The following is a 24267-nucleotide window of genomic DNA, read 5'->3' as shown; positions in this document are numbered from 1 at the left end:
TTTTGTTGCGGTGAACGGGACTCGATGAAGCTCAGAGATCTAGCCGGTATCCTGCCCGTCGAGGGAATAGCTTCCGTCGATCTGGAGGTTACAGGGATTTCTTCGGATTCCCGCCAGGTAAAACCGGGCGTTGTCTTTTTTGCGCTCGCCGGAACCAAGGCCGACGGCGCCGTTTATGCCGCCGACGCCGCCTCGCGCGGTGCTGCCGCGATCGTGGCGGGCAAGGGCAGCACCATTGCCGGGCTGTCGGTTCCGGTGCTGGCGGTCGACGATCCGCGCCTGGCGCTGGCGCTGAGTGCGGCACGCTATTCCGGCAAGCAGCCTGAGATCATGGTCGCGGTGACCGGCACCAGCGGCAAGACCTCGGTCGCCGCCTTCACCAGGCAGATCTGGGAGCAGGCCGGTTATGCCGCCGCTTCGATCGGCACCACCGGCGTGGTGGCGCCTGGACGCAACGACTATGGCTCGCTGACGACACCCGATCCGGTCGCCCTGCACCAATTGCTGCGGGAATTGGCGGATGCCGGCGTCACCCACGCTTCGATGGAAGCCTCCAGCCATGGGCTCGACCAGCGCCGCCTCGACGGCGTGAAGCTGGCCGCCGGCGGCTTCACCAATCTCGGCCGCGACCATATGGACTATCATCCGACCATCGAGGACTATCACCGCGCCAAACTGCGTCTGTTCGACACGCTGCTGCCGAAGGGCGCACCGGCCGTGATCTTCGCCGACGATCCATGGTCGGCGCCGACGATCGAGGCCGCACAGGCTGCCGGGCTCAATGTGCTGACGGTCGGCCGCCATGGCGATTTCCTCAGGCTGAAGCGGGTCGAGCACGAGCGCCACCGCCAACGCGCCGAAGTCGAGGCCGATGGCGTGCTCTACGAGATCGACCTGCCGTTGGCCGGTGATTTCCAGATTTCGAACGCGCTGGTTTCGGCGGGTCTTGCCATCTCCACGGGAACACCTGTCGCCAAGGCCTTGATGGCGTTGGAGAAACTGAAGGGCGCGCCGGGCCGGCTCGACCTCGTCGGCACCACCGCCAGCGGCGCGCCGGTCTATGTCGATTATGCCCACAAGCCGGACGCGCTGGAAAACGTTCTGGCCTCGGTCCGGCCGTTCACCACCGGCCGCGTCATCGTCGTGTTCGGCTGCGGCGGCGACCGCGACCGCGGCAAGCGACCGATCATGGGCGAGATTGCGACGCGACTTGCAGATGTCGTCATCGTCACCGACGACAATCCGCGCTCCGAAGTGCCGGAAACGATCCGCGCCGCTATTTTGTCCGCCGCTCCCGGTGCCATCGAGATCGGCGACCGGCGCCAGGCGATTCATGAGGCGGTCGCCATGCTGCATGCCGGCGACACGCTGATCGTGGCCGGCAAGGGGCACGAGGAGGGCCAGACGATCGGCTCCGAGACCTTGCATTTTTCCGATCACGAGGAGGTTCGCGCGGCACTCACGGAGCGTGCCGCATGAGCTTGCTGTGGACCTCCGAGGCGCTGGTTGCCGCCATGGACGGGCGGCCGCTCGGGCCGATGCCGGACGGCATTTCAGGCATTTCGATCGACAGCCGCAGCCTGCAGCCGGGCGATGCCTTCTTCGCTATCAAGGGCGAGGCGATGGACGGCCATGACTTCGCAACCGCCGCCATCAAGGCTGGCGCCGGCGTGCTGGTGGTGGCCGAAGGCAAGCTGCCGTCGCTCGGCCGGCTGACGGCGCCGATCATCGTCGTCGAGGACGTGCTGGTCGCACTGGAAAAGCTTGGAGTTGCGTCGCGCGCCCGCTCGAGCGCGAAAATCATCGCTGTGACCGGTTCGGCCGGCAAGACCACCACCAAGGAAGCGCTGCGCCATGTGCTGCAAGCCGCCGGCAAGGTGCATGCCTCGGCGCAGTCCTTCAACAATCACTGGGGCGTGCCGCTGACTTTGGCACGCATGCCCGATGATTGCGACTATGCCGTGTTCGAGATCGGCATGAACCATCCCGACGAGATCCGTCCGCTGGTCAAGATGGTGAGGCCGCATGTCGCCATCGTCACCATGATCGCGGCCGCCCACCTAGGTTTCTTCCGGAATCTGGACGAGATCGCCAAGGCCAAGGCCGAGATTTTCGAGGGGCTGGAGCCCGAGGGGGCCGCCGTCCTCAACCGCGACGATACGCGCTTCAAGCTGCTCGACAAGATGGCCCGTGCCGCCGGTGTCGAGCACGTATACGGCTTCGGCGAGAATGCGCGCTCCACCTTCAAGCTCACCAAATGCGAACTGCATGCGGATCATTCCGACATCATCGCCAGGATCGGCGGCCACGAAGTGTCGGCGCGGATCGGCGCGCCCGGCCGCCATATGGTGCAGAACGTGCTGGCGGTGCTGGGTGCGGTGCATCTGGTCGGCGCCGATCTCGACCAGGCGGCACTCGCACTGGCCGATCTCTCCGCCGAGCGCGGGCGCGGCAAGCGCCATGTGCTGCGCCATCCCGGTGGCTCGACTTCGAGCCACCCAGGTGGACCGATCACGCTGATCGACGAAAGCTACAACGCCAATCCGGCGTCGATGGCTGCTGCCATGGCATTGCTCAACGCGACGCCTGTGACGGGCGAGGGCCGCCGCATTGCCGTGCTCGGCGACATGCTCGAACTCGGCGACCATTCGGCCAAGCTGCATGCAGCCCTTGCCGAACTCATCGTCGGCACCGGGACACAGACCGTCTTCCTCGGCGGCCCGGAAATGCGGGCGCTGGCCGAAGCGCTGCCGGCTGAGATCAAGACGGAATACCGCGCTGGTGTCGAGGAGCTGAAGCCGGTGCTGCTTGCCGCGCTTAAGCCGGGTGACGTGGTGATGATCAAATCGTCGAAGGGCATCGGTTTTGCAAAATTGGTCGATGCGCTGCTGGGCAAATTCCCGGCTGAATCGACAGCCAGAAAACAGACCTAGGTCGGGGGACGAAAACGCATGTTTACACTGCTCGTCGATTTTGCGGACAAGGTCTCGGTCTTCAATGTCTTCCGCTACATCACCTTCCGCACCGGCGGGGCGCTGATCACGTCGGCGCTGATCGTCTTCATCTTCGGACCGACCATCATCAATTCGCTGCGGCTGCGGCAAGGCAAGGGGCAGCCGATCCGCGCCGATGGGCCGCAGACACATTTCAAGAAGGCCGGCACGCCGACCATGGGCGGCCTGATGATCCTGTCGGGCATCATCGGCTCGTCGCTTTTGTGGGCGAACCTGTCGAGCATCTATGTCTGGGTGGTGCTGCTGGTGACGCTGGGCTTCGGCTCGATTGGCTTCTACGACGACTATCTCAAGGTAACCAAGCAGTCGCATCTCGGCTTTTCCGGCAAGGCACGCCTTGCGCTTGAATTTGTCATTGCCGGCATCGCCGCCTGGGTGATCATGCACAACGGCCAGGCGCCGTTCTCTTCGTCGCTGACATTTCCCTTCGCCAAGGAATTCATCGTCAATCTCGGCTGGTTCTTCATTCCGTTCTCCTGCTTCGTCATCGTCGGCGCCGGCAATGCTGTGAACCTCACCGACGGCCTGGACGGACTGGCGATCGTGCCGATCATGATCGCGGCTGCCTCCTTCGGCGTCATCGCGTATCTCTCGGGCAATGCGGTGTTCGCTGAATATCTGCAGATTCATTTCGTGCCCGGCACCGGTGAACTGGCGGTCGTGCTCGGCGCGGTCATCGGCGCTGGTCTGGGCTTCCTCTGGTTCAATGCGCCGCCTGCGGCGATCTTCATGGGCGACACCGGCTCGCTGGCCATGGGCGGCCTGATCGGCACCGTTGCGGTCGCCACCAAGCACGAGATCGTTCTGGTCATCGTCGGCGGATTGTTCGTCGTGGAAATCCTGTCGGTCATCATCCAGGTCGGCTACTTCAAGATGACCGGCAAGCGGGTGTTCCTGATGGCGCCGATCCACCATCATTTCGAAAAGCTCGGCTGGACCGAAAGCCAGGTGGTGATCCGCTTCTGGATCATCGCCGTCATCCTGGCGCTGGTCGGCCTGTCGACCCTCAAGCTGAGATAGGAAGCCCTTTGATCCCCGCCGCATCCTTTTCAGGCAAGCGCGTTTCGCTCTTCGGGCTCGGTGGCTCGGGGATCGCGACGGCGCGCGCGCTGATCGAGGGCGGCGCGGACGTGCTGGCCTGGGACGACAATCCCGAAAGCGTTGCCAAGGCCGCCGTTGCCGGTATCGCGACCGCTGATCTGCGCGGCGCCGACTGGGCGAAATTCTCGGCTTTCGTGCTGTCGCCGGGCGTCCCGCTGACGCATCCCAAGCCGCATTGGACGGTGGAACTCGCGCGCGGTTCAGGCGTCGAGATCATCGGCGACGTCGAGCTTTTCTGCCGCGAGCGGATGCTGAGCGCGCCGACATCGCCTTTCATCGCCATCACCGGCACCAACGGCAAGTCGACGACGACCGCGCTGACCGCGCACATCCTGAAGGCCGCGGGACGCGACACCCAGATGGGCGGCAATATCGGCCGCGCGGTGATGACGCTCGATCCGCCCGAGCCCGATCGGCACTATGTCGTCGAATGCTCGTCTTACCAGATCGACCTCGCGCCCTCGATCAATCCGACGGCAGGCATCCTGCTTAACCTGACGCCCGATCATCTCGACCGCCACGGCACCATGCAGCACTACGCCGCGATCAAGGAGCGGCTGGTGGCCGGCAGCGAGACGGCGATCGTCGGCATCGACGATTCTTGGTGCGCGCAGATCGCCGAGCGGCTGGAGCGGGCGGGGCGGCACGTCATCCGCATTTCCAAGCGCCTGCCGCTGACCGATGGCTATTTCGCCGACGGCAGCAATTTGATGGAAGCGGTGCACGGCCGTTACAGCCGTGTCGCCTTCCTCGAAGGCATCGGCTCGCTGCGCGGCCAGCACAATGCCCAGAACGCTCTGGCAGCGGTCGCCGCTTGCCTCAAGGTCGGGCTGGAGCTTGGCGAGATCCAGTCGGGGCTGGAAAGCTTTCCCGGCCTCGCGCACCGCATGGAGCAGGTCGGCCGCAAGGATCATGTGCTGTTCATCAACGATTCCAAGGCGACCAATGCCGATGCTGCGGCGCCGGCGCTGTCCAGCTTCCCGCGCATCTACTGGATCGCAGGCGGCCTGCCCAAGGAAGGCGGCATCGAGCCCTTGCGCGGCTTCTTCCCGCGCATTGCCAAGGCCTATCTGATCGGCGAGGCGGCGCCGGCTTTTTCGGCGACGCTGGGCGAGGCAGTTCCCTACGAGATCTCAGGCACGCTGGCCGCGGCGGTCGAGCACGCCGCGCATGATGCGGCTAAGGACGACAGCGGCGAGGCGGTGGTGCTGCTGTCGCCGGCCTGCGCCAGTTTCGACCAGTTCAAGAATTTCGAAGTCCGCGGCGAAGCCTTCAGGCAAGCTGCGAATGCTATCGAGGGTGTGAAACCCATCGGAGGGGCACGATAATGCAGAGCCGTCTCGACAAAAGTCCGGTTGCGACCTGGTGGTGGACGATCGATCGCTGGTTCCTGGCGGCTTTCCTGTCGCTGATGGGGCTTGGCATCGTCTTGTCCTTCGCCGCCAGCCCGGCGGTGGCCGAACGCATCGGCCTCGACAGTTTCCACTTTGCCACCAGGCAGATCATCTTCACCGTGCCGGCGCTCGGCGTAATGCTGGCCGTTTCCTTCCTCGATTCCAGGCAGATCCGGCGCATGGCGCTGGTCATTCTGTGCCTGATGCTGGTGCTGATGGTGGCGGTGCTCTATATCGGCGTCGAGGTGAAGGGCGCGCGCCGCTGGGTGTCGCTTGCCGGCCTGTCGATCCAGCCCTCGGAATTCCTGAAGCCCGCCTTCGTCATCATGTGCGCCTGGCTGTTCGCCGAGCACAAGCGCCAGCCTGACATCCCGGGCAATCTGTTCGCCATGCTGCTGCTGGTGCTGGTCGTATCGCTGCTGGTGGCGCAACCGGACCTCGGCCAGACCATGCTGACGACCGGCACCTGGGGCATCATGTTCTTCATGGCCGGGCTGCCCTGGCTGTGGATCGTCGCGCTCGGCGCGGCCGGCGTCGGCGGCGTTTTTGCCGCCTATACGGTGTTCCCGCACGTTGCCTTGCGCATCGACAAGTTCCTCACCGGCGAGGGCGACACGTTCCAGGTCGACATGGGGCGCGAAGCGCTGATCAATGGCGGCTGGTTCGGTGTCGGACCGGGCGAGGGCACCGTCAAGCGGGTCATTCCCGACAGCCATGCCGACTTCGTCTTCTCGGTCGCGGGCGAAGAGTTCGGGCTGATCATGTGCTTCTTCATCATGTCGATCTTCGCCTTCATCGTTCTGCGCGGCCTCAACACGGCGCTGAAGGAGCATGACGATTTCACCCGCTATGCGGTCGGCGGTCTCGTCACCGTGTTCGGCCTGCAGGCGGTCATCAACATGTGCGTCAACCTCCAGCTCGTGCCGGCCAAGGGCATGACGCTGCCGTTCATCTCCTATGGCGGCTCCTCGCAGATCGCCATCGCCATCTCGATGGGCATGGTGCTGGCGCTGACACGCAAGCGGCCGGAAAAGCGCAAGCAGATGGGCTTTGGCCTGTCGCAACGCGCCGTGCCGGCGGAGTGATATGGCCAGAGGCGTCATCCTTCTCGCGGCAGGCGGCACCGGTGGGCATCTTTTCCCGGCTGAGGCGCTGGCGCATGAATTGAACGAGCGCGGCTGGTCGGTGCATCTGGCGACCGACGACCGTGCCGAGCGTTTTGCCGGCCATTTTCCGGCCGCCGCCGTCCACCCGATCCAGTCGGCGACGATGGGCTCGAAAAACCCTTTTGCCCTGCTTGGTGCCTTCTGGAAAATTTGGCGCGGCGTGCGCCAGGCCTCCGCCGTCATCGGCAGGATCAAGCCTGATGCCGTCGTCGGCTTCGGTGGCTATCCGACCTTGCCGCCGCTCTACGCGGCGACACGGCGCAAGGTGCCGACGCTGATCCATGAGCAGAACGCGGTGATGGGGCGCGCCAACCGGGCGCTGGCCGGCCGTGTCGATGCCATCGCCGGCGGCTTCCTGCCGCAGGACACCAGTGCTGCCGGTGTGAAGACAGTGACGACAGGCAATCCGGTCAGGCCGGCCGTGCTGGAAGCGGCCAGGACGAATTATGCGGCATCGACCGGGGAACAGCCGTTTCGCCTGCTGGTGTTCGGCGGCAGCCAGGGCGCTCAGTTCTTTTCCGATGCCGTGCCGGGGGCGATCGCGCTGCTTTCCGATGCTCAGCGCAAGCGGCTGGTCATTACCCAACAAGCTCGCGCCGATGATGTGGCGCGGGTCAAGGCGGCCTATGCGGCACTGGGCGTTGCTGCCGAGGTCTCACCCTTCTTCACCGACATGGCGCAGCGCATGGCGGCTGCGCACCTGGTGATCTCGCGCTCCGGCGCCTCGACCGTTTCGGAGATCGCCGTCATCGGCCGGCCGGCGCTCCTGGTGCCTTACCCCTACGCGCTCGACCACGACCAGGCGGCGAACGCGGCGGCCCTTGCCGCTGCCGGCGGCGGCGAAGTGCATCCGCAATCCTCGCTCTCGCCCGAACGCATCGCAGCGCTCATTGGCGAGCTGATGGACGACCCCGATCGGCTTGTGGCGATGGCGGCGGGCGCGAAATCGGCCGGCCGGCCGAACGCGGCACGGTTGCTCGCTGATCTTACAGAGGCTATTGCGTCCAAAAAAACCATTTCGGATTTCAGGAAGGGGACGCAAGCATGAAGATGCCGCAGACCATCGGCCTTGTGCATTTCATCGGCATTGGCGGCATCGGCATGAGCGGCATTGCCGAAGTGCTGCACAATCTCGGCTACAAGGTGCAAGGGTCCGATCAGGCCGAAAGCGCCAATGTGCAGCGGCTGCGCGACAAGGGCATCGAATGCTTCGTCGGCCATAGGGCCGAGAATCTCGGCGATGCCGAGGTTGTCGTCGTCTCGACGGCGATCAAGAAATCCAACCCTGAGCTCAAGGCCGCGCGCGAAAAGCTGCTGCCGATCGTGCGCCGGGCCGAAATGCTGGCCGAGCTGATGCGCTTTCGCCAGGCGGTGGCGATCGGCGGCACGCATGGCAAGACGACCACGACCTCGATGGTGGCGACCTTGCTCGATGCCGGTGGGCTCGATCCGACCGTCATCAATGGCGGCATCATCAATGCCTACGGCACCAATGCGCGCATGGGCGACGGCGAATGGATGGTGGTCGAGGCCGACGAAAGCGACGGCACTTTCCTGAAACTGCCGGCCGAGATCGCGGTCGTCACCAACATCGATCCCGAGCATCTCGATCACTATGGCAGCTTCGACAAGGTGCGGGAGGCGTTCCGCCAGTTTGTCGAGAACGTGCCGTTCTACGGTTTTGGCGTGATGTGCACCGACCATCCCGAGGTGCAGGCGCTGGTCAGCCGCATCGAGGACCGCCGGGTCATCACCTATGGCGAGAATGCGCAGGCCGACGTGCGCTTTACCAATCACCGCATGGCAGGTGCCATTTCGGAATTCGACGTGGTGATCCGCGACCGCAAGACAGGCGGCCAGACTGTCATAGCAGGCCTGCGCCTGCCGATGCCCGGCCGCCACAACGTCTCCAACGCGACGGCAGCGATCGCGGTCGCGCATGAGCTCGGCCTGTCGGCCGAGGCGATCAAGAAGGGCCTGTCGTCCTTCGCCGGCGTCAAGCGCCGCTTCACCCATACCGGTTCGTGGGACGGCGTCGAAATATTCGATGATTACGGCCACCATCCGGTCGAGATCTCGGCGGTGCTGAAGGCGGCGCGCAGCGCCACCCAGGGTCGCGTCATCGCCATTGCCCAGCCGCATCGCTTCACCCGGCTGCATGATCTGTTCAACGAGTTTTCCACTTGCTTCAACGACGCCGACACAGTGATGGTGGCGCCGGTCTACGCGGCCGGCGAAGAGCCGATCGACGGCGTCAGCTCGGACGCGCTGGTGTCGCGCATCCGCGCCGGCGGCCATCGCGACGCGCGCTACATCGAGGGTCCGGCGGCGATCGCGCCCGTCATCCGTGATCTGGCCAAGCCGGGTGACTTCGTCGTCTTCCTGGGCGCCGGCAACATCACCCAATGGGCCTATGCGTTGCCCAAGGAGCTTGGCGGGACCGTCTCATGATGCACGGCCAGGCCCTGATCGACAGACTTGGCGACCGGCTTGCCGGCCTGCGCGGCCGCCTCACGCCGAACGCCGAGATGGACAAGATCACCTGGTTCCGTGCCGGGGGCCTGGCTGAAGCGTTGTTCCAGCCGGCTGATGAGGAGGATCTTGCGGTGTTCCTCAAAGCCGTTCCTGAAGAAATACCTCTTACCGTCGTTGGCGTCGGCTCGAACCTTTTGGTCCGCGACGGCGGCATCGAGGGCTTTGTCATCCGCCTTTCGGCCAAGGGCTTCGGCGAGGCCGAGGTGATTTCGCCGATCAGGATCAAGGCGGGAGCTGCGACCCCCGACAAGCGTGTCGCAGCGGTGGCGCTCGAGGCCGGCATTGGCGGCTTTCATTTCTACCACGGCATTCCGGGTGCAATCGGCGGTGCGCTGCGGATGAATGCCGGCGCCAATGGTGTCGAGACGCGCGAGCGCGTCGTCGAAGTGCGGGCGCTCGACCGCAAGGGCAATGTGCAGACGCTGAGCAATGCCGATATGGGATACGCCTATCGCCATTCAGCGGCGCCCTCCGGGCTGATCTTCACCTCGGCCGTGTTCGAAGGCTTTGCCGAGGAGAAAACGGCGATCAAGGCGGCGATGGAGGCCGTGCAGAACCATCGCGAGACCGTGCAGCCGATCCGCGAGAAGACCGGTGGCTCGACCTTCAAGAATCCGGAAGGCACGTCGGCCTGGAAGGAGATCGACAGAGCGGGCTGCCGCGGCCTGATGATCGGCGGGGCCCAGATGTCGCCGATGCATTGCAACTTCATGATCAACACGGGAACCGCGACCGGCTACGACCTTGAATATCTCGGCGAGACGGTGCGCACGCGGGTGCTGGAGAATTCCGGTATCCGGTTGCAATGGGAAATCAAGCGAATCGGCAATTTCCGGCCGGGGCATGCCGTGCAGGAGTTTCTCGGGCAGCTCCTTTAAGGTGCACTTTGGCGCGCGTTGAAGTTCATATGATGCATGAACTTCAACGAGGCCGAAACGGTCCGCGACCGTTGCCGCAAAGACTCAACGACACGCTTTTCGCATCCATTTTCTCAGAAAGTGAATCTCTCGGAATCGTAAGCACTTGCCAGTGAATCAACTCTCTGATTCTCTGCTCGAAAGCGTTTCCTGATTTGAGTCGTTCGACGCGTTTTCAGCGTTTTCCGTCTGGGGGGCAACCTGCCGGGAGACTCTGACTCAATGTTGCGGAAAATCTGGTTTTGGTCCGCCGTGAGAGAGGGGATGCCGGGGAATGAAAAACAAGCATGTGGCCGTCCTGCTGGGTGGTTTTTCGTCCGAGCGGCCCGTGTCTCTTTCGTCGGGAAGGGCTTGTGCCGATGAGCTCGAGAAGGAAGGCTACCAGGTCACCCGTGTCGATGTCGGGCGCGATGTCGGCTCCGTGCTTGCCGAGCTCAAGCCGGATGTCGCCTTCAATGCGCTGCACGGCCCTTTTGGCGAGGACGGCACCATTCAGGGCATCCTTGAATATCTCGGCATTCCCTACACCCATTCTGGCGTGCTCGCCTCGGCTCTGGCCATGAACAAGGAGCAGGCCAAGCGGGTTGCCAAGTCGGTCGGCATCGTGGTCGCCGAATCGAAGGTCGCCAGCCGCTTTGCCATCCAGAACAAGCATCCGATGAAGCCGCCCTATGTGGTCAAGCCGGTCAATGAGGGTTCGAGCTTCGGTGTCGTCATCGTGCATGAGGGCCAGTCGCATCCGCCGCAGGTTCTTGGCTCGTCGGAGTGGAAATATGGCGATACCGTCATGGTCGAGCGCTACATCCACGGCAGGGAGCTGACCTGCGCGGTGATGGGCGATGTGGCGCTGGGGGTCTGCGAGATCATCCCGACCGGCCATTCCTTCTACGACTATGATTCAAAATATGTCGCCGGGGGATCAAAGCACGAATGCCCCGCAAAAGTTTCACCGAATATTTACCAAAAAATACAAACACTGGCGCTCAAGGCTCACCAAGCGATCGGCTGTCGAGGCGTTTCCCGTTCGGACTTCCGTTATGACGATCGTCATTCCGAAAACGGCGAGATTGTCTGGCTCGAGGTCAACACCCAGCCGGGTATGACGCCGACGTCTTTGGTGCCTGAAATCGCCGCCCATGCCGGGCACTCGTTTGGCGATTTGTTGAGTTGGATGGTGGAGGACGCTTCGTGTCTGCGTTGAAATGGGGACAAGGTAGGGAGAGGGGCGCGGCCGGGCCGGCGCTGTTCGGCCTGTCATTGTCGTTGGACCATTTCGTACTGCCGCGCATGCTTCGCCGCCCGGTGCGCATTCTGGCGCGCCTGGGCGTTGGGGAATTCCAGGCGCCGCGCTTTTCCGCGGCCATGATGTCGGCCGTGCTGATTTTCTCGAGCAGTGCCTATGGCGCCTATCTCGGTGGTCACGTCGACGGTATCGTGCAGAGCATCACCGCCCGTACCGGCTTTGCCGTCGATCAGGTCAAGGTGGTCGGCAATCGCCAGACCTCGGAAATCGATATACTCGACAGGCTTGAACTTGATGGCTGGACGTCGCTGATCGGCTTTAATGCCGAGGCAGCGCGCGAACGGATCTCCGGCCTGCCGTGGATCGAGGTTGCGGCGGTGCGCAAGGTCTACCCGCATACGCTGGAAGTACGTGTCGAGGAGCGCGAGGCTTTCGCGCTCTGGCAGCAGGGCGACGAGCTTTCGGTCATCGAGAGGAATGGTGCCATGATCGCGCCGTTCTCGGGCGGCAAGCAGGTGCTTCTGCCGCTGCTGATCGGCACCGGCGCGCCGGCGAGCGCGCCCGATTTCCTGGCCAAGGTCGAAAAATATCCCGAGCTCGCGAGCCGGATCAAAGGTTATATCCGCGTCGGCGAGCGGCGCTGGGACCTGAAGCTGGACAATGGCATCACCGTCAAGCTTCCCGAGGACGACGAGGATCAGGCGCTCGCCGAACTCGTGAAGATGGATCATGACAGCGGCTTGCTGTCGCGTGACATCGCCGCCGTCGACATGCGCCTGACGGACCGGCTGGTCGTGCAGTTGACGGCGGAAGCGGCGACGCAGCGCGAAGCCGCCCTCAACGAGAAACCCAAGAGCCTGAAGCGCAAGCCGGAGACGAAGATATGAACTGGCTTGGCGGTCCTGGCGATGCCGCGTCGCGCCGGTCCGGCACCCTGACGGTGCTGGATGTCGGTTCGAGCAAGGTCTGCTGCATGGTGGCCAAGCTGAAGCCGTGCGATGACGGCAAGCTGCTGCGCGGCCGCTCGCACCGGATCCAGGTGATCGGCATCGGTCACCAGAAGTCGCAAGGCGTGAAGTCGGGTGTCATCGTCGATCTCGACCGCGCCGAGCACGCCATCCGCCTTTCCGTCGACGCGGCCGAGCGCATGGCCGGGCTGACGGTCGATTCGCTCATCGTCAACATGACGGCCGGCCGGCTCAAGAGCGAAGCCTTCTCCGCCACCATCAATCTTGGCGGCCATGAGGCCGACGAGGCCGACATCAAGCGCGTTCTCGGTGCTGGCGCCAAGCAGGCGCTGAAGGCCGAGCGCGAGGTGATCCATTCGCTTCCCGTCGGCTTCTCGCTGGATGCCGAACGCGGCGTGCGCGATCCGCGCGGCATGGTCGGTGACGCACTCGGCGTCGACATGCATGTGCTGACCGGCGACGCCGCGCCGATGCGCAATCTGGAGCTTTCCATCAACCGTTCGCATCTGTCGGTCGAGCGCATGGTGGCGACGCCCTATGCCAGCGGTTTGGCGGCCCTGGTCGACGACGAGCTGGAAATGGGTGCGGCCTGCATCGACATGGGCGGCGGCACGACAACGATTTCGGTGTTTTCGGAAGGCAAGTTCGTCCATGGCGACGCCATCGCCATCGGCGGCAACCACGTCACGCTGGACATGGCCAAGGGGCTGTCGACCTCGCTCGATGCCGCGGAACGGCTGAAGGTGATGCATGGCTCGGCGCTGCCGGGCAGCGCAGACGACCGCGACCTGGTCTCGATCCAGCCGATCGGCGACGATGGCGACGTGCCCTTGCAGATCCCGCGCTCGGTGATGACGCGCATCGTGCGTGCCCGTATCGACGAGACGCTCGAACTGCTGCGCGACCGGCTCAACAGGTCCGGCTACGGCAATGCGGTGGGCAAGCGTGTGGTGCTCACCGGCGGCGCCAGCCAGCTTGCCGGCCTGCCGGAGGCGGCGCGCCGCATCCTGGGACGCAATGTGCGCATCGGCCGCCCGCTCGGCGTGGCCGGCCTGCCGGAAGCGGCGAAGGGGCCGGCCTTCTCGGCCGCGGTGGGGCTTCTGATCTATCCGCAGATGGCGAGCTTCGAGAGCCATCCTGCGAAAGGAATTTCCGGTCTCAAAATGACCGGAACGGGCGGAAAACTGCATCGCATGAGTCAGTGGTTGAGAGACAGTTTCTAAAATTGACGGGGACAGCCCCATAGGCGGCCGCGGCGGCGAAGCGGCGTGAAAGGCAAAGGACGGAGACAATGACCATCAATCTGCAGAAGCCGGACATCACCGAGCTTAAGCCGCGCATCACCGTGTTCGGTGTCGGCGGCGGCGGCGGCAATGCCGTCAACAACATGATCACCGCCGGTTTGCGCGGTGTCGAGTTCGTGGTGGCCAACACCGACGCGCAGGCGCTGACCATGTCGAAGGCGGGCCGCCTGATCCAGCTCGGCGCGCATGTCACCGAAGGCCTTGGCGCCGGCTCGCAGCCGGAAGTCGGCCGTGCGGCGGCGGAAGAGTGCATCGATGAAATCCTCGATCACCTGACCAACACCCATATGTGCTTCGTCACCGCCGGCATGGGCGGCGGCACCGGCACCGGTGCTGCTCCCGTCGTTGCCCGCGCGGCGCGCGAAAAGGGCATCCTCACCGTCGGCGTCGTCACCAAGCCGTTCCACTTCGAAGGCCAGCGCCGCATGAAGACCGCGGATTTCGGCATCGAGGAATTGCAGAAATGCGTCGATACGCTGATCGTCATCCCCAACCAGAACCTGTTCCGGCTGGCCAATGACAAGACCACCTTCGCCGATGCCTTCGCCATGGCCGACCAGGTGCTCTATTCCGGTGTCGCCTGCATCACCGACCTGATGGTCAAGGAAGGCCTGATCAATCTCGACTTCGCCGACGTCCGTTCCGTCATGCGCGAGATGGGCAAAGCGATGATGGGCACCGGCGAGGCTTCCGGCGAGGGCCGCGCGATGGCCGCCGCCGAAGCGGCGATCGCCAACCCGCTGCTCGACGAGACCTCGATGAAGGGGGCCAAGGGCCTGCTGATCTCGATCACCGGCGGCCGCGACCTGACGCTGTTCGAAGTCGACGAAGCCGCGACCCGTATCCGCGAGGAAGTCGACCAGGACGCCAACATCATCCTGGGCGCCACCTTCGACGAGGAACTCGAAGGCGTCATTCGCGTCTCGGTAGTTGCCACCGGCATCGACAAGTCGGCGGCTGAAATCGCCGCCGCGCCGATCTCGATCCGCACGGCGCCTCCGAAGCCGGCCAACCGCCCGGCGGCTCAGATCGCGGAGGTTCGTCCGGCGCCTGTCCAGCAGGCGGCATACGAGCCACGCGCTGTCGACCCGGTCGCGGAAGCCATCCATCTGGCCGAAGCTAATGCCGCGGCCATGGCGCAGGCGCGCCCGGCCCCGGTCGCCCACGCTGAAGATTTCCGCCCGCAGAGCAAGATCTTCCAGGCACCGCCCGCCCAGCCGATGCCGCAGCCGGTGGTCCAGCAGATGCAGCCGGCCCCGCAGCCGCGCGAGATGCTGCGCGAAGCCCCGCAGCCGGTTGCGATGGCGCCGCAGCGTATGCCGCGCGTCGAGGACTTTCCGCCGGTCGTCAAGGCCGAGGTGGATGCCAAGAGCCGCCCGGTCGATCACGAGAACAACAGCGGACCGATGGGCCTGCTGAAGCGCCTGACCAATGGCCTGACCCGCCGCGAGGAGGAACCCGCAAGGCTGCAGCCGGCGCAGCCGCGCGAGCCCAAGCTGCGCCAGGCAGCGCCCGAAGTACGCCGTCTCGCCAGCCAGGATGCGCAGCTGTATGCGCCGCGCCGTGGCCAGCTCGATGATCAGGGCCGCCTGACGCCGCAGGTGAGGACGACTCAGGAAGAAGATCAGCTGGAGATTCCGGCGTTCCTGCGCCGCCAGGCCAACTGATTGGTAAACGGACTGTAACATTTGTTAACAGGCAAGCGAGGAATCGCTTGCCTGTTAACGTTTTAAATGATGGGATTTCAACGACTTACCAATTCGTACTCATTCCATTTCGCGGTTACACAGAGTAAGAAACCGTGATTTGGAGTCTCCCTGACGGGACATTATCTTCGCTGCCTACCATCATCGGTTTGCCGGGATTTCGGGGGAAGTCGCCCTGCCAGCCGATTCACACAAGAGCCGCGCCCTCGGGCTGGAGAAGCGGACCTAGGCATTACGGGCTTATGGGGATTGTCTTGCACGACTATCAGACGACATTGAAGACGCGCGCGTCGCTTACCGGCACCGGCGTCCACAGCGGCAAGGAAGTGTCCATCAGCTTCGTGCCCGCGGATGCCGACACCGGCATCGTTTTCCAGCTTTTCAACGGTGCGGAGCAGGGCCGCGAGTTTCGTGCCCTGGTTTCGGAAGTCGGCGCTACCGACCTGTGCACCATGCTTGGTGATCCCGCCGGCGAGCATATCGCCACGGTCGAGCACATCATGGCGGCGCTGTTTGGGCTCGGCATCGATAATGTCGCTGTCGAGATCGATGGTTCCGAGGTTCCTATCTTCGATGGCAGCGCCATGGCGTTCGTCGAAGCCATCGACCAGGCGGGTATCGAGACGCTCTCGGTCAAGCGGCGCTATATCAGGGTCATCAAGCCCGTCCGCATCGAGAACGGCGCCTCGTGGGCGGAGTTTCGCCCCTATGACGGGACCCGTTTCGAGATCGAGATCGACTTCGAAAGTCCGGCGATCGGTCGTCAGCTGTTCGCCTCCGACCTCAATGCCGATATTTTCCGTCGCGACATCGCGCGCGCCCGCACCTTCGGCTTCATGAAGGATGTCGAGCGGCTGTGGGCTGCAGGCTATGCGCTCGGCTCCTCGCTGGAGAACTCGCTGGTCATCGGCGACGACAACCGCGTCATCAATATGGGCGGCCTGCGCTATCCCAACGAATTCGTGCGCCATAAAACGCTGGACGCCATGGGCGACCTGGCGCTGGCCGGTGCCCGCTTCATCGGCTGCTTCCGCTCCTATCGCGGCGGTCACAGGATGAATGCCGCGGCCCTGCGCCGTCTGCTCTCGGACCGCACGGCATTCGAAATCGTCGAGACGACACGCCGCGAGCGTGGCCGCAGCGCCGAGATGAACGCCGTCAATGCGCCACTCTACGCGCCCTGGATGATCTGATTTCCCGGGGTTTTTCGGGTTCCATGGGCGGTATCGCGTGTGGCAGGAATGCACCACTCGCCAGTGAAATTGCATTGACGTCCAAGCTGCGTCCGGCCGCCACAAAAATGTGCGATTGGCCGGAGATAGCGTTGTCGGGCAAGGCGGTTATGGTTTATGGCTGCTGCCGTCGATTAATGCATGTCGTTCAAAAGTGGGGACCAGTTTTGAAACAATGGCATGCAACTGGCATTGAAATAGCGCCGAAAGGGCGAGATCCAATCATGTTCTTCAAGCGAGTTGGTCAATTGAAAGCACCGCAGAGGGCTGTTTTCCTGGCGCTTTCAGTAGTTGTTCCATCGCTCTTTCTGTCGGCCTGCATGTCGTCGGAGAAAGATATCGACCTGTCGACCTATGTCGACCAGACCGAGCCGGCCGATGTTCTCTACAATCAGGGCCTTGCCAATCTCAATGCCGGGCGCCTGCAGGAGGCGAGCAAGAAGTTCGACGCCGTCGACCGCCAGCATCCCTATTCGGAATGGGCCCGCAAATCGATGGTGATGGGCGCTTTCGCCGACTATCGCCAGGGCAATTACGATGAGGCGATCGGCTCGGCCAAGCGCTATCTCACGCTTTACCCGTCGACCGATGACGCCGCCTATGCGCAGTACATCATCGGCTTGAGCTACTACCGTCAGATCAAGGACGTGACGCAGGACCAGAAGGAAGCGCGTCAGACCGTCCAGACGATGCAGGATCTGGTCACGCGCTGGCCGACATCGGAATATGTCGACGACGCCAAGGAAAAGATCCGCTTCGCCAACGACCAGTTGGCCGGCAAGGAAATGCAGATCGGCCGCTACTATCTCGAGCGGCGTGAATACATCGCTGCCGTGAAGCGCTTCCGCACCGTGGTCGAGAACTATTCCAACACCCGCCATGTCGAGGAGGCGCTCGCCCGCCTGACCGAAAGCTATTACGCGATGGGTCTGACCTCGGAGGCACAAACCGCCGCCGCCGTGCTCGGCACCAATTACCCTGACAGTTCATGGTACAAGGATTCCTACAAGCTCTTGCAGAGCAATGGGCTTGCACCGCGCGAAAATGCCGGGTCGTGGATATCCAAGGCCGGAAAGATGATCACCGGCGCCTGATCCCAAGTGCAGGCTTCACCAACACGCCGTCTGCCTGGTTTTGTTGCTTGTCGCGGGTTCTAGCCGCAAAACCGCGCGACACTTTTGCGGAACCTGCCTGGAGCACTCGGATCGAAGCGTGCGCTTTTTCGGATTGATCCGGTGCTCAAACAAAAAGATAGTGCGGCGCTGCGACTCCAAACGGTCGCGTGCCGTTCTAGATTTGGGTTCTGATGCTTTCCAGACTGTCGATCCGCGATATCGTCCTGATCGAGAAGCTGGATATCGACTTCCAGCCGGGTCTTTCGGTGCTGACCGGCGAAACCGGTGCCGGAAAATCCATCCTGCTCGATGCCTTGTCGCTGGCGCTCGGAGCGCGCGGGGACGCGTCGCTTGTGCGCCATGGCGCGGCGCAGGGGCAGGTCATCGCCGTCTTCGACGTGCCGCGTAACCATCCGGCGCGTACGCTGCTTGCCGACAATGCGATCGAGGATGACGGCGACATCATCCTGCGCCGCCTGCAGACGACGGACGGCCGCACCCGCGTCTTCGTCAACGATCAGCCTTCAAGCGTCACCCTGATGCGCGATGTCGGGCGCGCGCTGGTCGAGATCCACGGCCAGCATGACGAGCGCGCGCTGGTCGATCCCGGAGCGCACCGCGAGGTGCTCGATGCTTTCGGTGGCCATCTCGGCGCCGTCCGCTCGACCGGCGAGGCATGGCGGCACTGGCGCGCCTGCGAGCAGGAGCTGTCGCGCCACCGCACCAAGGTGGCGGCGGCCGCGCGCGAGGCCGACTATCTGCGCGCGGCGGTGGCGGAATTGACCAAGCTCGATCCGCAGCCGGGCGAGGAGACCGACCTTGCCGAACTGCGCGCGTCTATGATGCGGGCCGAAAAGATCGCTTCCGAAATCCATGACGCGCAGGATGTGCTGTCGGGTCCATCTTCGCCCCTGCCGCAACTGGCCAGCCTGTTGCGGCGGCTGCAGCGCAAGGTGACGGAGGCGCCCGGCCTGCTCGACGATGTCGTCAAATCGCTCGATGAGGCGATGCTGTCGCTCGACGCGGCGCAATCGGGTGTCGAGGTCGCGCTGCGCGCCACCGAATATGATCCGCAGCGGCTGGAGAAGGCGGAGGAGCGGCTGTTTTCGCTGCGCGCGGCCTCGCGCAAGCACAGTGTCGCCGTCGACGATTTGGCGCAGCTGCGCGACACGATGTCGGCCGATCTCGCCGATCTCGATGCCGGCGAGGAGCGCCTGCACGGGTTGGAAAAGCAGGCCACCGCCGCGCGCGAGACCTATGACATTGCCGCCGCGCAGCTGTCCTCGCTTCGCCATGCGGCGGCGGTCGGCCTGACCAAGGCGGTGATGGCGGAATTGCCGGCTCTGAAGCTCGAACGCGCCGCCTTTATCGTGGAAATGAAGAGCGAGGTCGAAAGCCGCATGGAAGAGGGGATCGATCAGATCGAATTCTGGGTGCGGACCAATCCAGGGACGCGGCCCGGGCCGATGATGAAAGTGGCCTCCGGCGGGGAGCTTTCGCGCTTCCTTCTGGCGCTGAAGGTGGCGCTGGCTGACCGCGGCTCCGCACCGACGCTGGTGTTCGACGAAATCGACACCGGTGTGGGCGGCGCTGTCGCCGACGCTATCGGCCAGCGGTTGGCGCGGCTGTCGAAGCGCGTGCAGGTGCTGTCGGTGACGCACGCACCACAGGTGGCGGCGCGCGCGGCGACGCATTTCCTGATCTCCAAATCAGGCACCACCGACCGTGTCGCCACAGGCATTGCCGAAATGGATCGGCCGGCCCGGCAGGAAGAAATCGCGCGCATGCTGGCTGGCGCCACCATCACCGACGAGGCGCGCGCCGCCGCCGAGCGATTACTGCGTGAGAATACCGCCGTTTCCTGATGGCGCTGCTTCCCGATCGGGGGTGCCTCTAAACTGGTGAAATTCGACGCACGAACAGAGTCAGCATATGGCTCCATCCTGCTGTTTCGGCGTGGTTTTGTCAGAATTCAGCTCCCTTCCATCCGAATCCTGATCTATTGTCCCGGGGCCAACAGCAGCCAGGTGCAAAACCATGTCCGAAAAACCAGTCGATGCCCTGACCGAAAGCGAGGCCGAAGCTGAGCTGAAGCGCCTCGCGGAAGAGATCGCCGAGCACGATCGGCGCTACCATACCGAAGACGCGCCAGTTATCACCGATGCGGAATATGATGCGCTGGCACGGCGCAACCTTGCCATCGAGGAGCGCTTTCCAGCGCTGGTTCGCGAGGACTCGCCATCGCTGAGGGTTGGTGCAGCACCCGCGGAAGGCTTTACCAAGGTGCGCCACGCCGTGCCGATGCTCAGCCTTGCCAAGGCCTATACCGACGATGACGTCACGGATTTCATCGAACGCGGGCGGCGGTTCTTCGATCGCGACAAGGAGCTCGACATCGCCTTCACCGCGGAACCGAAGATCGACGGGCTGTCGGCTTCGCTGCGTTACGAAAACGGTGTGTTCGTGCAGGGCGCGACGCGTGGCAACGGCGCCGTCGGCGAAGACATCACCGCCAATTTGAAGACGATTGCCGATATTCCAGCGAAGCTGAAAGGCTCGGGCTGGCCCAAAATCATCGAGATCCGCGGTGAGGTCTACATGACATATGCGGAATTCGAGGCGCTGAAGCAGCGCTCGGCGGCGGCCGGCGGCCAGGACTACGTCAATCCGCGCAACACGGCAGCCGGGTCGCTGCGCCAGAAGGATCCGTCCGTCACCGCCAGCCGCAACCTCAAATTCTTCGCCTATGCCTGGGGTTACACGACGGCGGATCCCGCTTCGACCCAATATGATTCGGTGCAGAAATTCGCCGAGTGGGGGTTCAAGATCAGTCCGCTGATGGTGCGGGCGAAATCGGCCGAGGAGTTGATCGCGCATTATCATCGGATCGAGGAGCAGCGCTCGGCGCTCGGCTACGATATCGACGGCGTCGTCTACAAGGTCGACCAGCTGGAGTTGCAGCGCCGTTGGGGCTTCGTCACCGGCGAACCGCGCTGGGCGATCGCGCATAAATTTCTGGCCGAACAGGCGATGACGACCGTGCAGAAGATCGACATCCAGGTCGGCCGTACCGGTACGCTGGCGCCGGTTGCGCGGCTGGCGCCGGTCACTGTCGGCGGCGTCGTGGTCGAGAACGTCACGCTGCACAATGAAGACTACATCAAGGGCCTGGACTCGACCGGCGAGCCGATCCGAGATGGCATCGATGTGCGCATGGGCGATACGGTCGTGATCCAGCGGGCAGGCGATGTCATTCCGCAGATCGTCAGCGTCGTCATCGACAAGCGGCCTGCTGATGCGGTGCCTTACGAGTTCCCTCACACTTGCCCGATCTGCGGCTCGCCGGCGACGCGCGAGATCAACGAAAAGACCGGCAAGGAAGATTCCCGCCGGCGCTGCACCGGCGAACTGATCTGCCCGGCGCAGGCGGTGGAGGGATTGCGCCACTTCGTGTCACGCGGCGCCCTGGACATCGAAGGCCTCGGCGCGGAGAACATAGACACGTTCTTCAATGCGGGATTGATCAAGACCGCCGCCGATATCTTCACGCTCAGGGACCGCCGTCCGGCTGTCACCAGGGCGCTGGCCGAGCGCCGTGAGGAGCAGGCAAGGCAGCGCGAGGCCGCATCGGGCAAGGCACGCAAGAATGTGCGCAGCGTCGAGGATCGCAACTACGAGGGCCTCGACAAGCTGTTCGCCGCCATCGATTCGCGCCGCGAGCCGGAGCTGGACCGCTTCATCTTCGCGCTCGGCATCCGCCATATCGGTGAAACGACGGCCGCCGTGCTTGCCCGCACCTTCTCGACCATCGAGGAGCTGATCCGCGTCGGCAAGGAGACAGCGGCAGCGGAGGATCCACATACGGTTTTCCCCTCGGTCAACGGCATCGGCGATACCGTGATCGATGCTTTGCGCGACTTCTTCGGCAATGAGCGCAATGACGACGTGCTTGACGCGTTGCTCCGCCAAGTCAAGCCGAAGCCGTATATCGTCAACGTCTCGGCCGACAGCGAGGTCGCCGGCAAGACGGTCGTGTTCACGGGCTCGCTGGAGAAGATGACACGCTCTGAAGCCAAGGCGATGGCGGAGCGCCTGGGTGCCAAGGTCGCGGGCTCGGTTTCGGCGAAGACGGATCTGGTGGTCGCCGGGCCGGGTGCCGGTTCCAAGCTTAAACTCGCCAGCGAACTCGGCATCGAGGTGATCGACGAGGATGCCTGGCTGGTGCGGATCGGCAAGGCATGACCGGACCGTTCAGCGGCTTCGGCCCCAAAGCCATTCCATTCCTCAAGGCGCTGGATTTCCACCAGAGCCGCGAGTGGTTCCTGGAGAATCGCGACCTCTTCGAAAAGGATTTGCGCGATCCATTCGGTGATCTCGTCGAGACGCTGACCGAGCGCTTCGCGGAGGCAGGTCTCGGCCTGCGCGGCGACCGCAAGAAGTCGCTGTTCCGGATCAATCGCGACGTGCGCTTCGCCAAAGACAAGCGGCCCTACAACAGGCATTTGTCGGCCATCCTGTCGCCCGACGGCACCAAGATGGAGCAGGGCGTGTTCTACGTCCATATCGGGCTTGAACGCTGCTTTGCCGACATTGCCTGGTGGCAGCCGGAGCCGGCGCTGCTGCTGGCGATGCGCAAGGCTATTGCGACGAAGCCGGACAATTTTCGCGGCCTCGTGGCGGCGTTGAAGAAGAACCGGCTTGAACTCGAGACCGAAGGCCGTATGAAGCGTACGCCACGCGGCTTCGAGGAAATCAGCGATCCCGATCTGGTCGCCGCCACCCGCCACCGGCATTTCTATGTCCAGCATGTCATCGATCCGGCGGGAATCCATACGGCTGATCTGGTCGACGAACTCGTCGATTTCACCTTGCGCGCCAAGCCGCTGCTCGACTGGGGCAGGGCGATCGAGGGCAAAATCCTGAAGGAGTAAGCGCCCAGAGCAGTTCACCGTTTCACACTTTTCCTGGAATTGCTCTGGTTTCGCCGATCCGGCGATCATTTCGGCTGATCGTTTGGCTCAAGCGAATTCGTGTGACACGGCAAGCCGCGCCACCTACATACCGCGCTTCCCTTGTTGTTGTGCATGTCGTTATCCCCGCTACGCACTTTTGGGCGACATGCATCAGGAGTGGTTGATGGCGACGGACGCAATTTCGGAGAGCAGCGAAAGAAGCGATTTCTGGCAGGGCGTGCGGCTGTCGATGCCTGTCGTGGTGGCGTCGGCGCCGTTTGCGGTGCTGTTCGGTGCGCTCGCCGTCGACAATGGTTTTTCGGTCCTGGAAGCCTTCCTGATGAGCGCGCTGGTCTATGGCGGCGCCAGCCAGATGGTCGGCATCCAGCTGTTCGGCCAGCATGTGGCGCCGTGGCTGATCGTGCTGTCGATCTTCGCCGTCAATTTCCGCCACGTGCTCTATTCCGCAGGCATCGGCCGGCGCATCNCAGCATGTCGCGCCATGGCTGATCGTGCTGTCGATCTTCGCCGTCAATTTCCGCCACGTGCTCTATTCCGCAGGCATCGGCCGGCGCATCGCGCACTGGCCTGTCATCCAGCAGGCACTTGGTTATTTCATCCTCACCGATCCGCAATTCGCGGTAGCCGAAGCGCGGGCGCAATCGGGCCAGACGGTCGGCTTTGCCTGGTATCTGGGGCTTGGCTTGCCGGTCTATCTGTTCTGGATCGTCGAAAGCGCGCTTGGCGCACTGTTCGGCAAGCTGATCCCCGACACGCATGCGCTCGGCATCGATTTCCTGCTGCCGATCTATTTCCTCGGTCTCGTGCTGGGCTTTCGCAAGCGGCCGCTGTGGCTGCCGGTGGTCATCGCCAGCGCCGCCGCCTCGATCATCGCCTATAAGACCGTGGGGTCGCCTTGGCATGTCTCGATTGGCGCTGTTGCCGGTGTGCTGCTGGCGGTCATCCTGCCTCCCCATCACAGCGGCGTAAAGGCACGGCCATGAGCACGACCTTCTGGATCATCATCGCCGGCGCAATCGCGACCTATCTGACGCGAATCGGCGGGCATCTGGTCATCTCCCGCTTCGACACCATCCATCCGCGGGTCGAGGCCGGTCTCAACGCCGTGCCGGCGGCGGTGCTGACGACGCTGGTGGCGCCGGAACTGTTGAATGCCGGGCCGGCGGAATGGGCCGCACTGGTGGTCACCGCGGTCGTCTCGCTGCGCGGTGGGTTGATGGCGATGTTTCTGGCGGGTGCGGCGATGTTGATCGTTGCCCGGCAGTTCGTGGGGTAAAATTCTAAGGGCGAATCGGTTTGGACGTTAGCGCCGCCTTTATTGCCCTGCCGGGCACTTCTCCCCGTAAACGGCCGGGCTGTCACGTATGGATTCTTGCGAAGAAGAACCCCCACCCTAACCCTCCCCACAAGGGGGAGGGAACGCTGCCGCGTGCCTTTAATTCTTCTTGGCGCCGAAAAGACAGGCGATTCTCCTGGGTCAGCGCCAACGGAAGTCTCCCTCCCCCTTGTGGGGAGGGGTTAGGGGTGGGGGTCCGTGCCGGGCAGCCATCTCAAGAATCCATACGCGATAGTCCTGCCGTAAACGGGAGAAAGAAGCTC

General features: G+C 63.6%; 18 protein-coding genes and 2 pseudogenes. All 20 read left to right on the top strand.

Going from position 1 to position 24267, the window contains the following annotated elements:
* The first annotated feature begins 24 nt into the window (after positions 1-24).
* The 20 genes and pseudogenes from X735_RS141910 to X735_RS141995 all read left to right on the top strand — a co-directional run bounded on the left by X735_RS141910 (position 25) and on the right by X735_RS141995 (position 23944).
* Positions 25-1479, top strand: a complete 1455-nt coding sequence (locus tag X735_RS141910; RefSeq protein WP_023813145.1) for a UDP-N-acetylmuramoyl-L-alanyl-D-glutamate--2,6-diaminopimelate ligase — start codon at positions 25-27, stop codon at positions 1477-1479.
* A complete protein-coding gene (locus X735_RS141915) occupies positions 1476-2933 on the top strand; it encodes a UDP-N-acetylmuramoylalanyl-D-glutamyl-2,6-diaminopimelate--D-alanyl-D-alanine ligase (RefSeq protein WP_023813144.1) in 1458 nt (485 codons plus the stop codon). The genes X735_RS141910 and X735_RS141915 overlap by 4 nt, the downstream gene beginning before the upstream one ends.
* An 18-nt stretch (positions 2934-2951) precedes the next feature.
* Positions 2952-4034: a phospho-N-acetylmuramoyl-pentapeptide-transferase gene (gene mraY / locus X735_RS141920; RefSeq protein WP_013530954.1), complete on the top strand. Its 1083-nt coding sequence runs from the start codon at positions 2952-2954 to the stop codon at positions 4032-4034.
* Between the two features lie 8 nt (positions 4035-4042).
* The gene (gene murD / locus X735_RS141925) at positions 4043-5443 is read left to right on the top strand and encodes a UDP-N-acetylmuramoyl-L-alanine--D-glutamate ligase (RefSeq protein WP_023813143.1); all 1401 of its coding nucleotides are present in this window, start codon (positions 4043-4045) and stop codon (positions 5441-5443) included.
* Complete coding sequence (ftsW, locus tag X735_RS141930) at positions 5443-6594, top strand: putative lipid II flippase FtsW (RefSeq protein ID WP_023813142.1); 1152 nt, start codon at positions 5443-5445, stop codon at positions 6592-6594. The genes murD and ftsW overlap by 1 nt, the downstream gene beginning before the upstream one ends.
* A gap of 1 nt (position 6595) precedes the next feature.
* Positions 6596-7723, top strand: coding sequence for an undecaprenyldiphospho-muramoylpentapeptide beta-N-acetylglucosaminyltransferase (gene murG, locus X735_RS141935; RefSeq protein ID WP_023813141.1), 1128 nt, complete (start codon positions 6596-6598; stop codon positions 7721-7723).
* Positions 7720-9126, top strand: a complete 1407-nt coding sequence (gene murC, locus X735_RS141940; protein WP_023813140.1) for a UDP-N-acetylmuramate--L-alanine ligase — start codon at positions 7720-7722, stop codon at positions 9124-9126. Before murG ends, murC begins: the two co-directional genes overlap by 4 nt.
* Positions 9123-10088, top strand: a complete 966-nt coding sequence (gene murB / locus X735_RS141945; RefSeq protein WP_031213597.1) for a UDP-N-acetylmuramate dehydrogenase — start codon at positions 9123-9125, stop codon at positions 10086-10088. The genes murC and murB overlap by 4 nt, the downstream gene beginning before the upstream one ends.
* 313 nt (positions 10089-10401) lie before the next feature.
* Positions 10402-11328: a D-alanine--D-alanine ligase gene (locus X735_RS141950; protein ID WP_023813138.1), complete on the top strand. Its 927-nt coding sequence runs from the start codon at positions 10402-10404 to the stop codon at positions 11326-11328.
* Positions 11316-12257: a cell division protein FtsQ/DivIB gene (locus tag X735_RS141955; RefSeq protein WP_023813137.1), complete on the top strand. Its 942-nt coding sequence runs from the start codon at positions 11316-11318 to the stop codon at positions 12255-12257. The genes X735_RS141950 and X735_RS141955 overlap by 13 nt, the downstream gene beginning before the upstream one ends.
* Positions 12254-13561: a cell division protein FtsA gene (gene ftsA / locus X735_RS141960; protein ID WP_023813136.1), complete on the top strand. Its 1308-nt coding sequence runs from the start codon at positions 12254-12256 to the stop codon at positions 13559-13561. The genes X735_RS141955 and ftsA overlap by 4 nt, the downstream gene beginning before the upstream one ends.
* A gap of 68 nt (positions 13562-13629) precedes the next feature.
* Complete coding sequence (gene ftsZ, locus X735_RS141965) at positions 13630-15309, top strand: cell division protein FtsZ (RefSeq protein ID WP_023813135.1); 1680 nt, start codon at positions 13630-13632, stop codon at positions 15307-15309.
* Positions 15310-15590: 281 nt separating this feature from the next.
* Positions 15591-16541, top strand: a complete 951-nt coding sequence (gene lpxC, locus X735_RS141970; RefSeq protein ID WP_023813134.1) for a UDP-3-O-acyl-N-acetylglucosamine deacetylase — start codon at positions 15591-15593, stop codon at positions 16539-16541.
* Between the two features lie 263 nt (positions 16542-16804).
* Positions 16805-17674: an outer membrane protein assembly factor BamD gene (locus X735_RS141975; protein WP_023813133.1), complete on the top strand. Its 870-nt coding sequence runs from the start codon at positions 16805-16807 to the stop codon at positions 17672-17674.
* Positions 17675-17886: 212 nt separating this feature from the next.
* A complete protein-coding gene (recN, locus tag X735_RS141980; protein WP_023813132.1) occupies positions 17887-19560 on the top strand; it encodes a DNA repair protein RecN in 1674 nt (557 codons plus the stop codon).
* Between the two features lie 172 nt (positions 19561-19732).
* A complete protein-coding gene (gene ligA, locus X735_RS141985) occupies positions 19733-21937 on the top strand; it encodes an NAD-dependent DNA ligase LigA (RefSeq protein WP_023813131.1) in 2205 nt (734 codons plus the stop codon).
* Positions 21934-22626, top strand: a complete 693-nt coding sequence (locus tag X735_RS141990) for a TIGR02453 family protein (protein WP_023813130.1) — start codon at positions 21934-21936, stop codon at positions 22624-22626. Before ligA ends, X735_RS141990 begins: the two co-directional genes overlap by 4 nt.
* Before the next feature lie 205 nt (positions 22627-22831).
* A pseudogene (locus tag X735_RS1000000168955) lies at positions 22832-23134 on the top strand (AzlC family ABC transporter permease); the annotation flags it as partial.
* Position 23135: 1 nt separating this feature from the next.
* Positions 23136-23651, top strand: a pseudogene (locus tag X735_RS1000000168950) (AzlC family ABC transporter permease); the annotation flags it as partial.
* Positions 23648-23944, top strand: coding sequence for an AzlD family protein (locus tag X735_RS141995; protein ID WP_023813129.1), 297 nt, complete (start codon positions 23648-23650; stop codon positions 23942-23944). The pseudogene X735_RS1000000168950 and the gene X735_RS141995, both read left to right, overlap by 4 nt.
* The last annotated feature ends 323 nt before the right edge of the window (positions 23945-24267 follow it).

This window comes from Mesorhizobium sp. L2C084A000 (genome assembly GCF_000502875.1).
In the GTDB taxonomy this organism is placed as follows: Bacteria; Pseudomonadota; Alphaproteobacteria; order Rhizobiales; family Rhizobiaceae; genus Mesorhizobium.
Note: the sequence above shows the minus strand (reverse complement) of the source record. Positions and strands in the feature narration are given on the sequence as shown.

What these genes read in the sequence shown, in the direction of transcription:
- X735_RS141910 (WP_023813145.1), top strand. Translation starts at nt 25, where the DNA reads ATGAAGCTCAGAGATCTAGCCGGTATCCTGCCCGTCGAGGGAATAGCT.
- X735_RS141915 (WP_023813144.1), top strand. Translation starts at nt 1,476, where the DNA reads ATGAGCTTGCTGTGGACCTCCGAGGCGCTGGTTGCCGCCATGGACGGG.
- mraY (WP_013530954.1), top strand. Translation starts at nt 2,952, where the DNA reads ATGTTTACACTGCTCGTCGATTTTGCGGACAAGGTCTCGGTCTTCAAT.
- ftsW (WP_023813142.1), top strand. Translation starts at nt 5,443, where the DNA reads ATGCAGAGCCGTCTCGACAAAAGTCCGGTTGCGACCTGGTGGTGGACG.
- murG (WP_023813141.1), top strand. Translation starts at nt 6,596, where the DNA reads ATGGCCAGAGGCGTCATCCTTCTCGCGGCAGGCGGCACCGGTGGGCAT.
- murC (WP_023813140.1), top strand. Translation starts at nt 7,720, where the DNA reads ATGAAGATGCCGCAGACCATCGGCCTTGTGCATTTCATCGGCATTGGC.
- murB (WP_031213597.1), top strand. Translation starts at nt 9,123, where the DNA reads ATGATGCACGGCCAGGCCCTGATCGACAGACTTGGCGACCGGCTTGCC.
- X735_RS141950 (WP_023813138.1), top strand. Translation starts at nt 10,402, where the DNA reads ATGAAAAACAAGCATGTGGCCGTCCTGCTGGGTGGTTTTTCGTCCGAG.
- ftsA (WP_023813136.1), top strand. Translation starts at nt 12,254, where the DNA reads ATGAACTGGCTTGGCGGTCCTGGCGATGCCGCGTCGCGCCGGTCCGGC.
- ftsZ (WP_023813135.1), top strand. Translation starts at nt 13,630, where the DNA reads ATGACCATCAATCTGCAGAAGCCGGACATCACCGAGCTTAAGCCGCGC.
- lpxC (WP_023813134.1), top strand. Translation starts at nt 15,591, where the DNA reads ATGGGGATTGTCTTGCACGACTATCAGACGACATTGAAGACGCGCGCG.
- X735_RS141975 (WP_023813133.1), top strand. Translation starts at nt 16,805, where the DNA reads ATGTTCTTCAAGCGAGTTGGTCAATTGAAAGCACCGCAGAGGGCTGTT.
- recN (WP_023813132.1), top strand. Translation starts at nt 17,887, where the DNA reads ATGCTTTCCAGACTGTCGATCCGCGATATCGTCCTGATCGAGAAGCTG.
- ligA (WP_023813131.1), top strand. Translation starts at nt 19,733, where the DNA reads ATGTCCGAAAAACCAGTCGATGCCCTGACCGAAAGCGAGGCCGAAGCT.
- X735_RS141990 (WP_023813130.1), top strand. Translation starts at nt 21,934, where the DNA reads ATGACCGGACCGTTCAGCGGCTTCGGCCCCAAAGCCATTCCATTCCTC.
- X735_RS141995 (WP_023813129.1), top strand. Translation starts at nt 23,648, where the DNA reads ATGAGCACGACCTTCTGGATCATCATCGCCGGCGCAATCGCGACCTAT.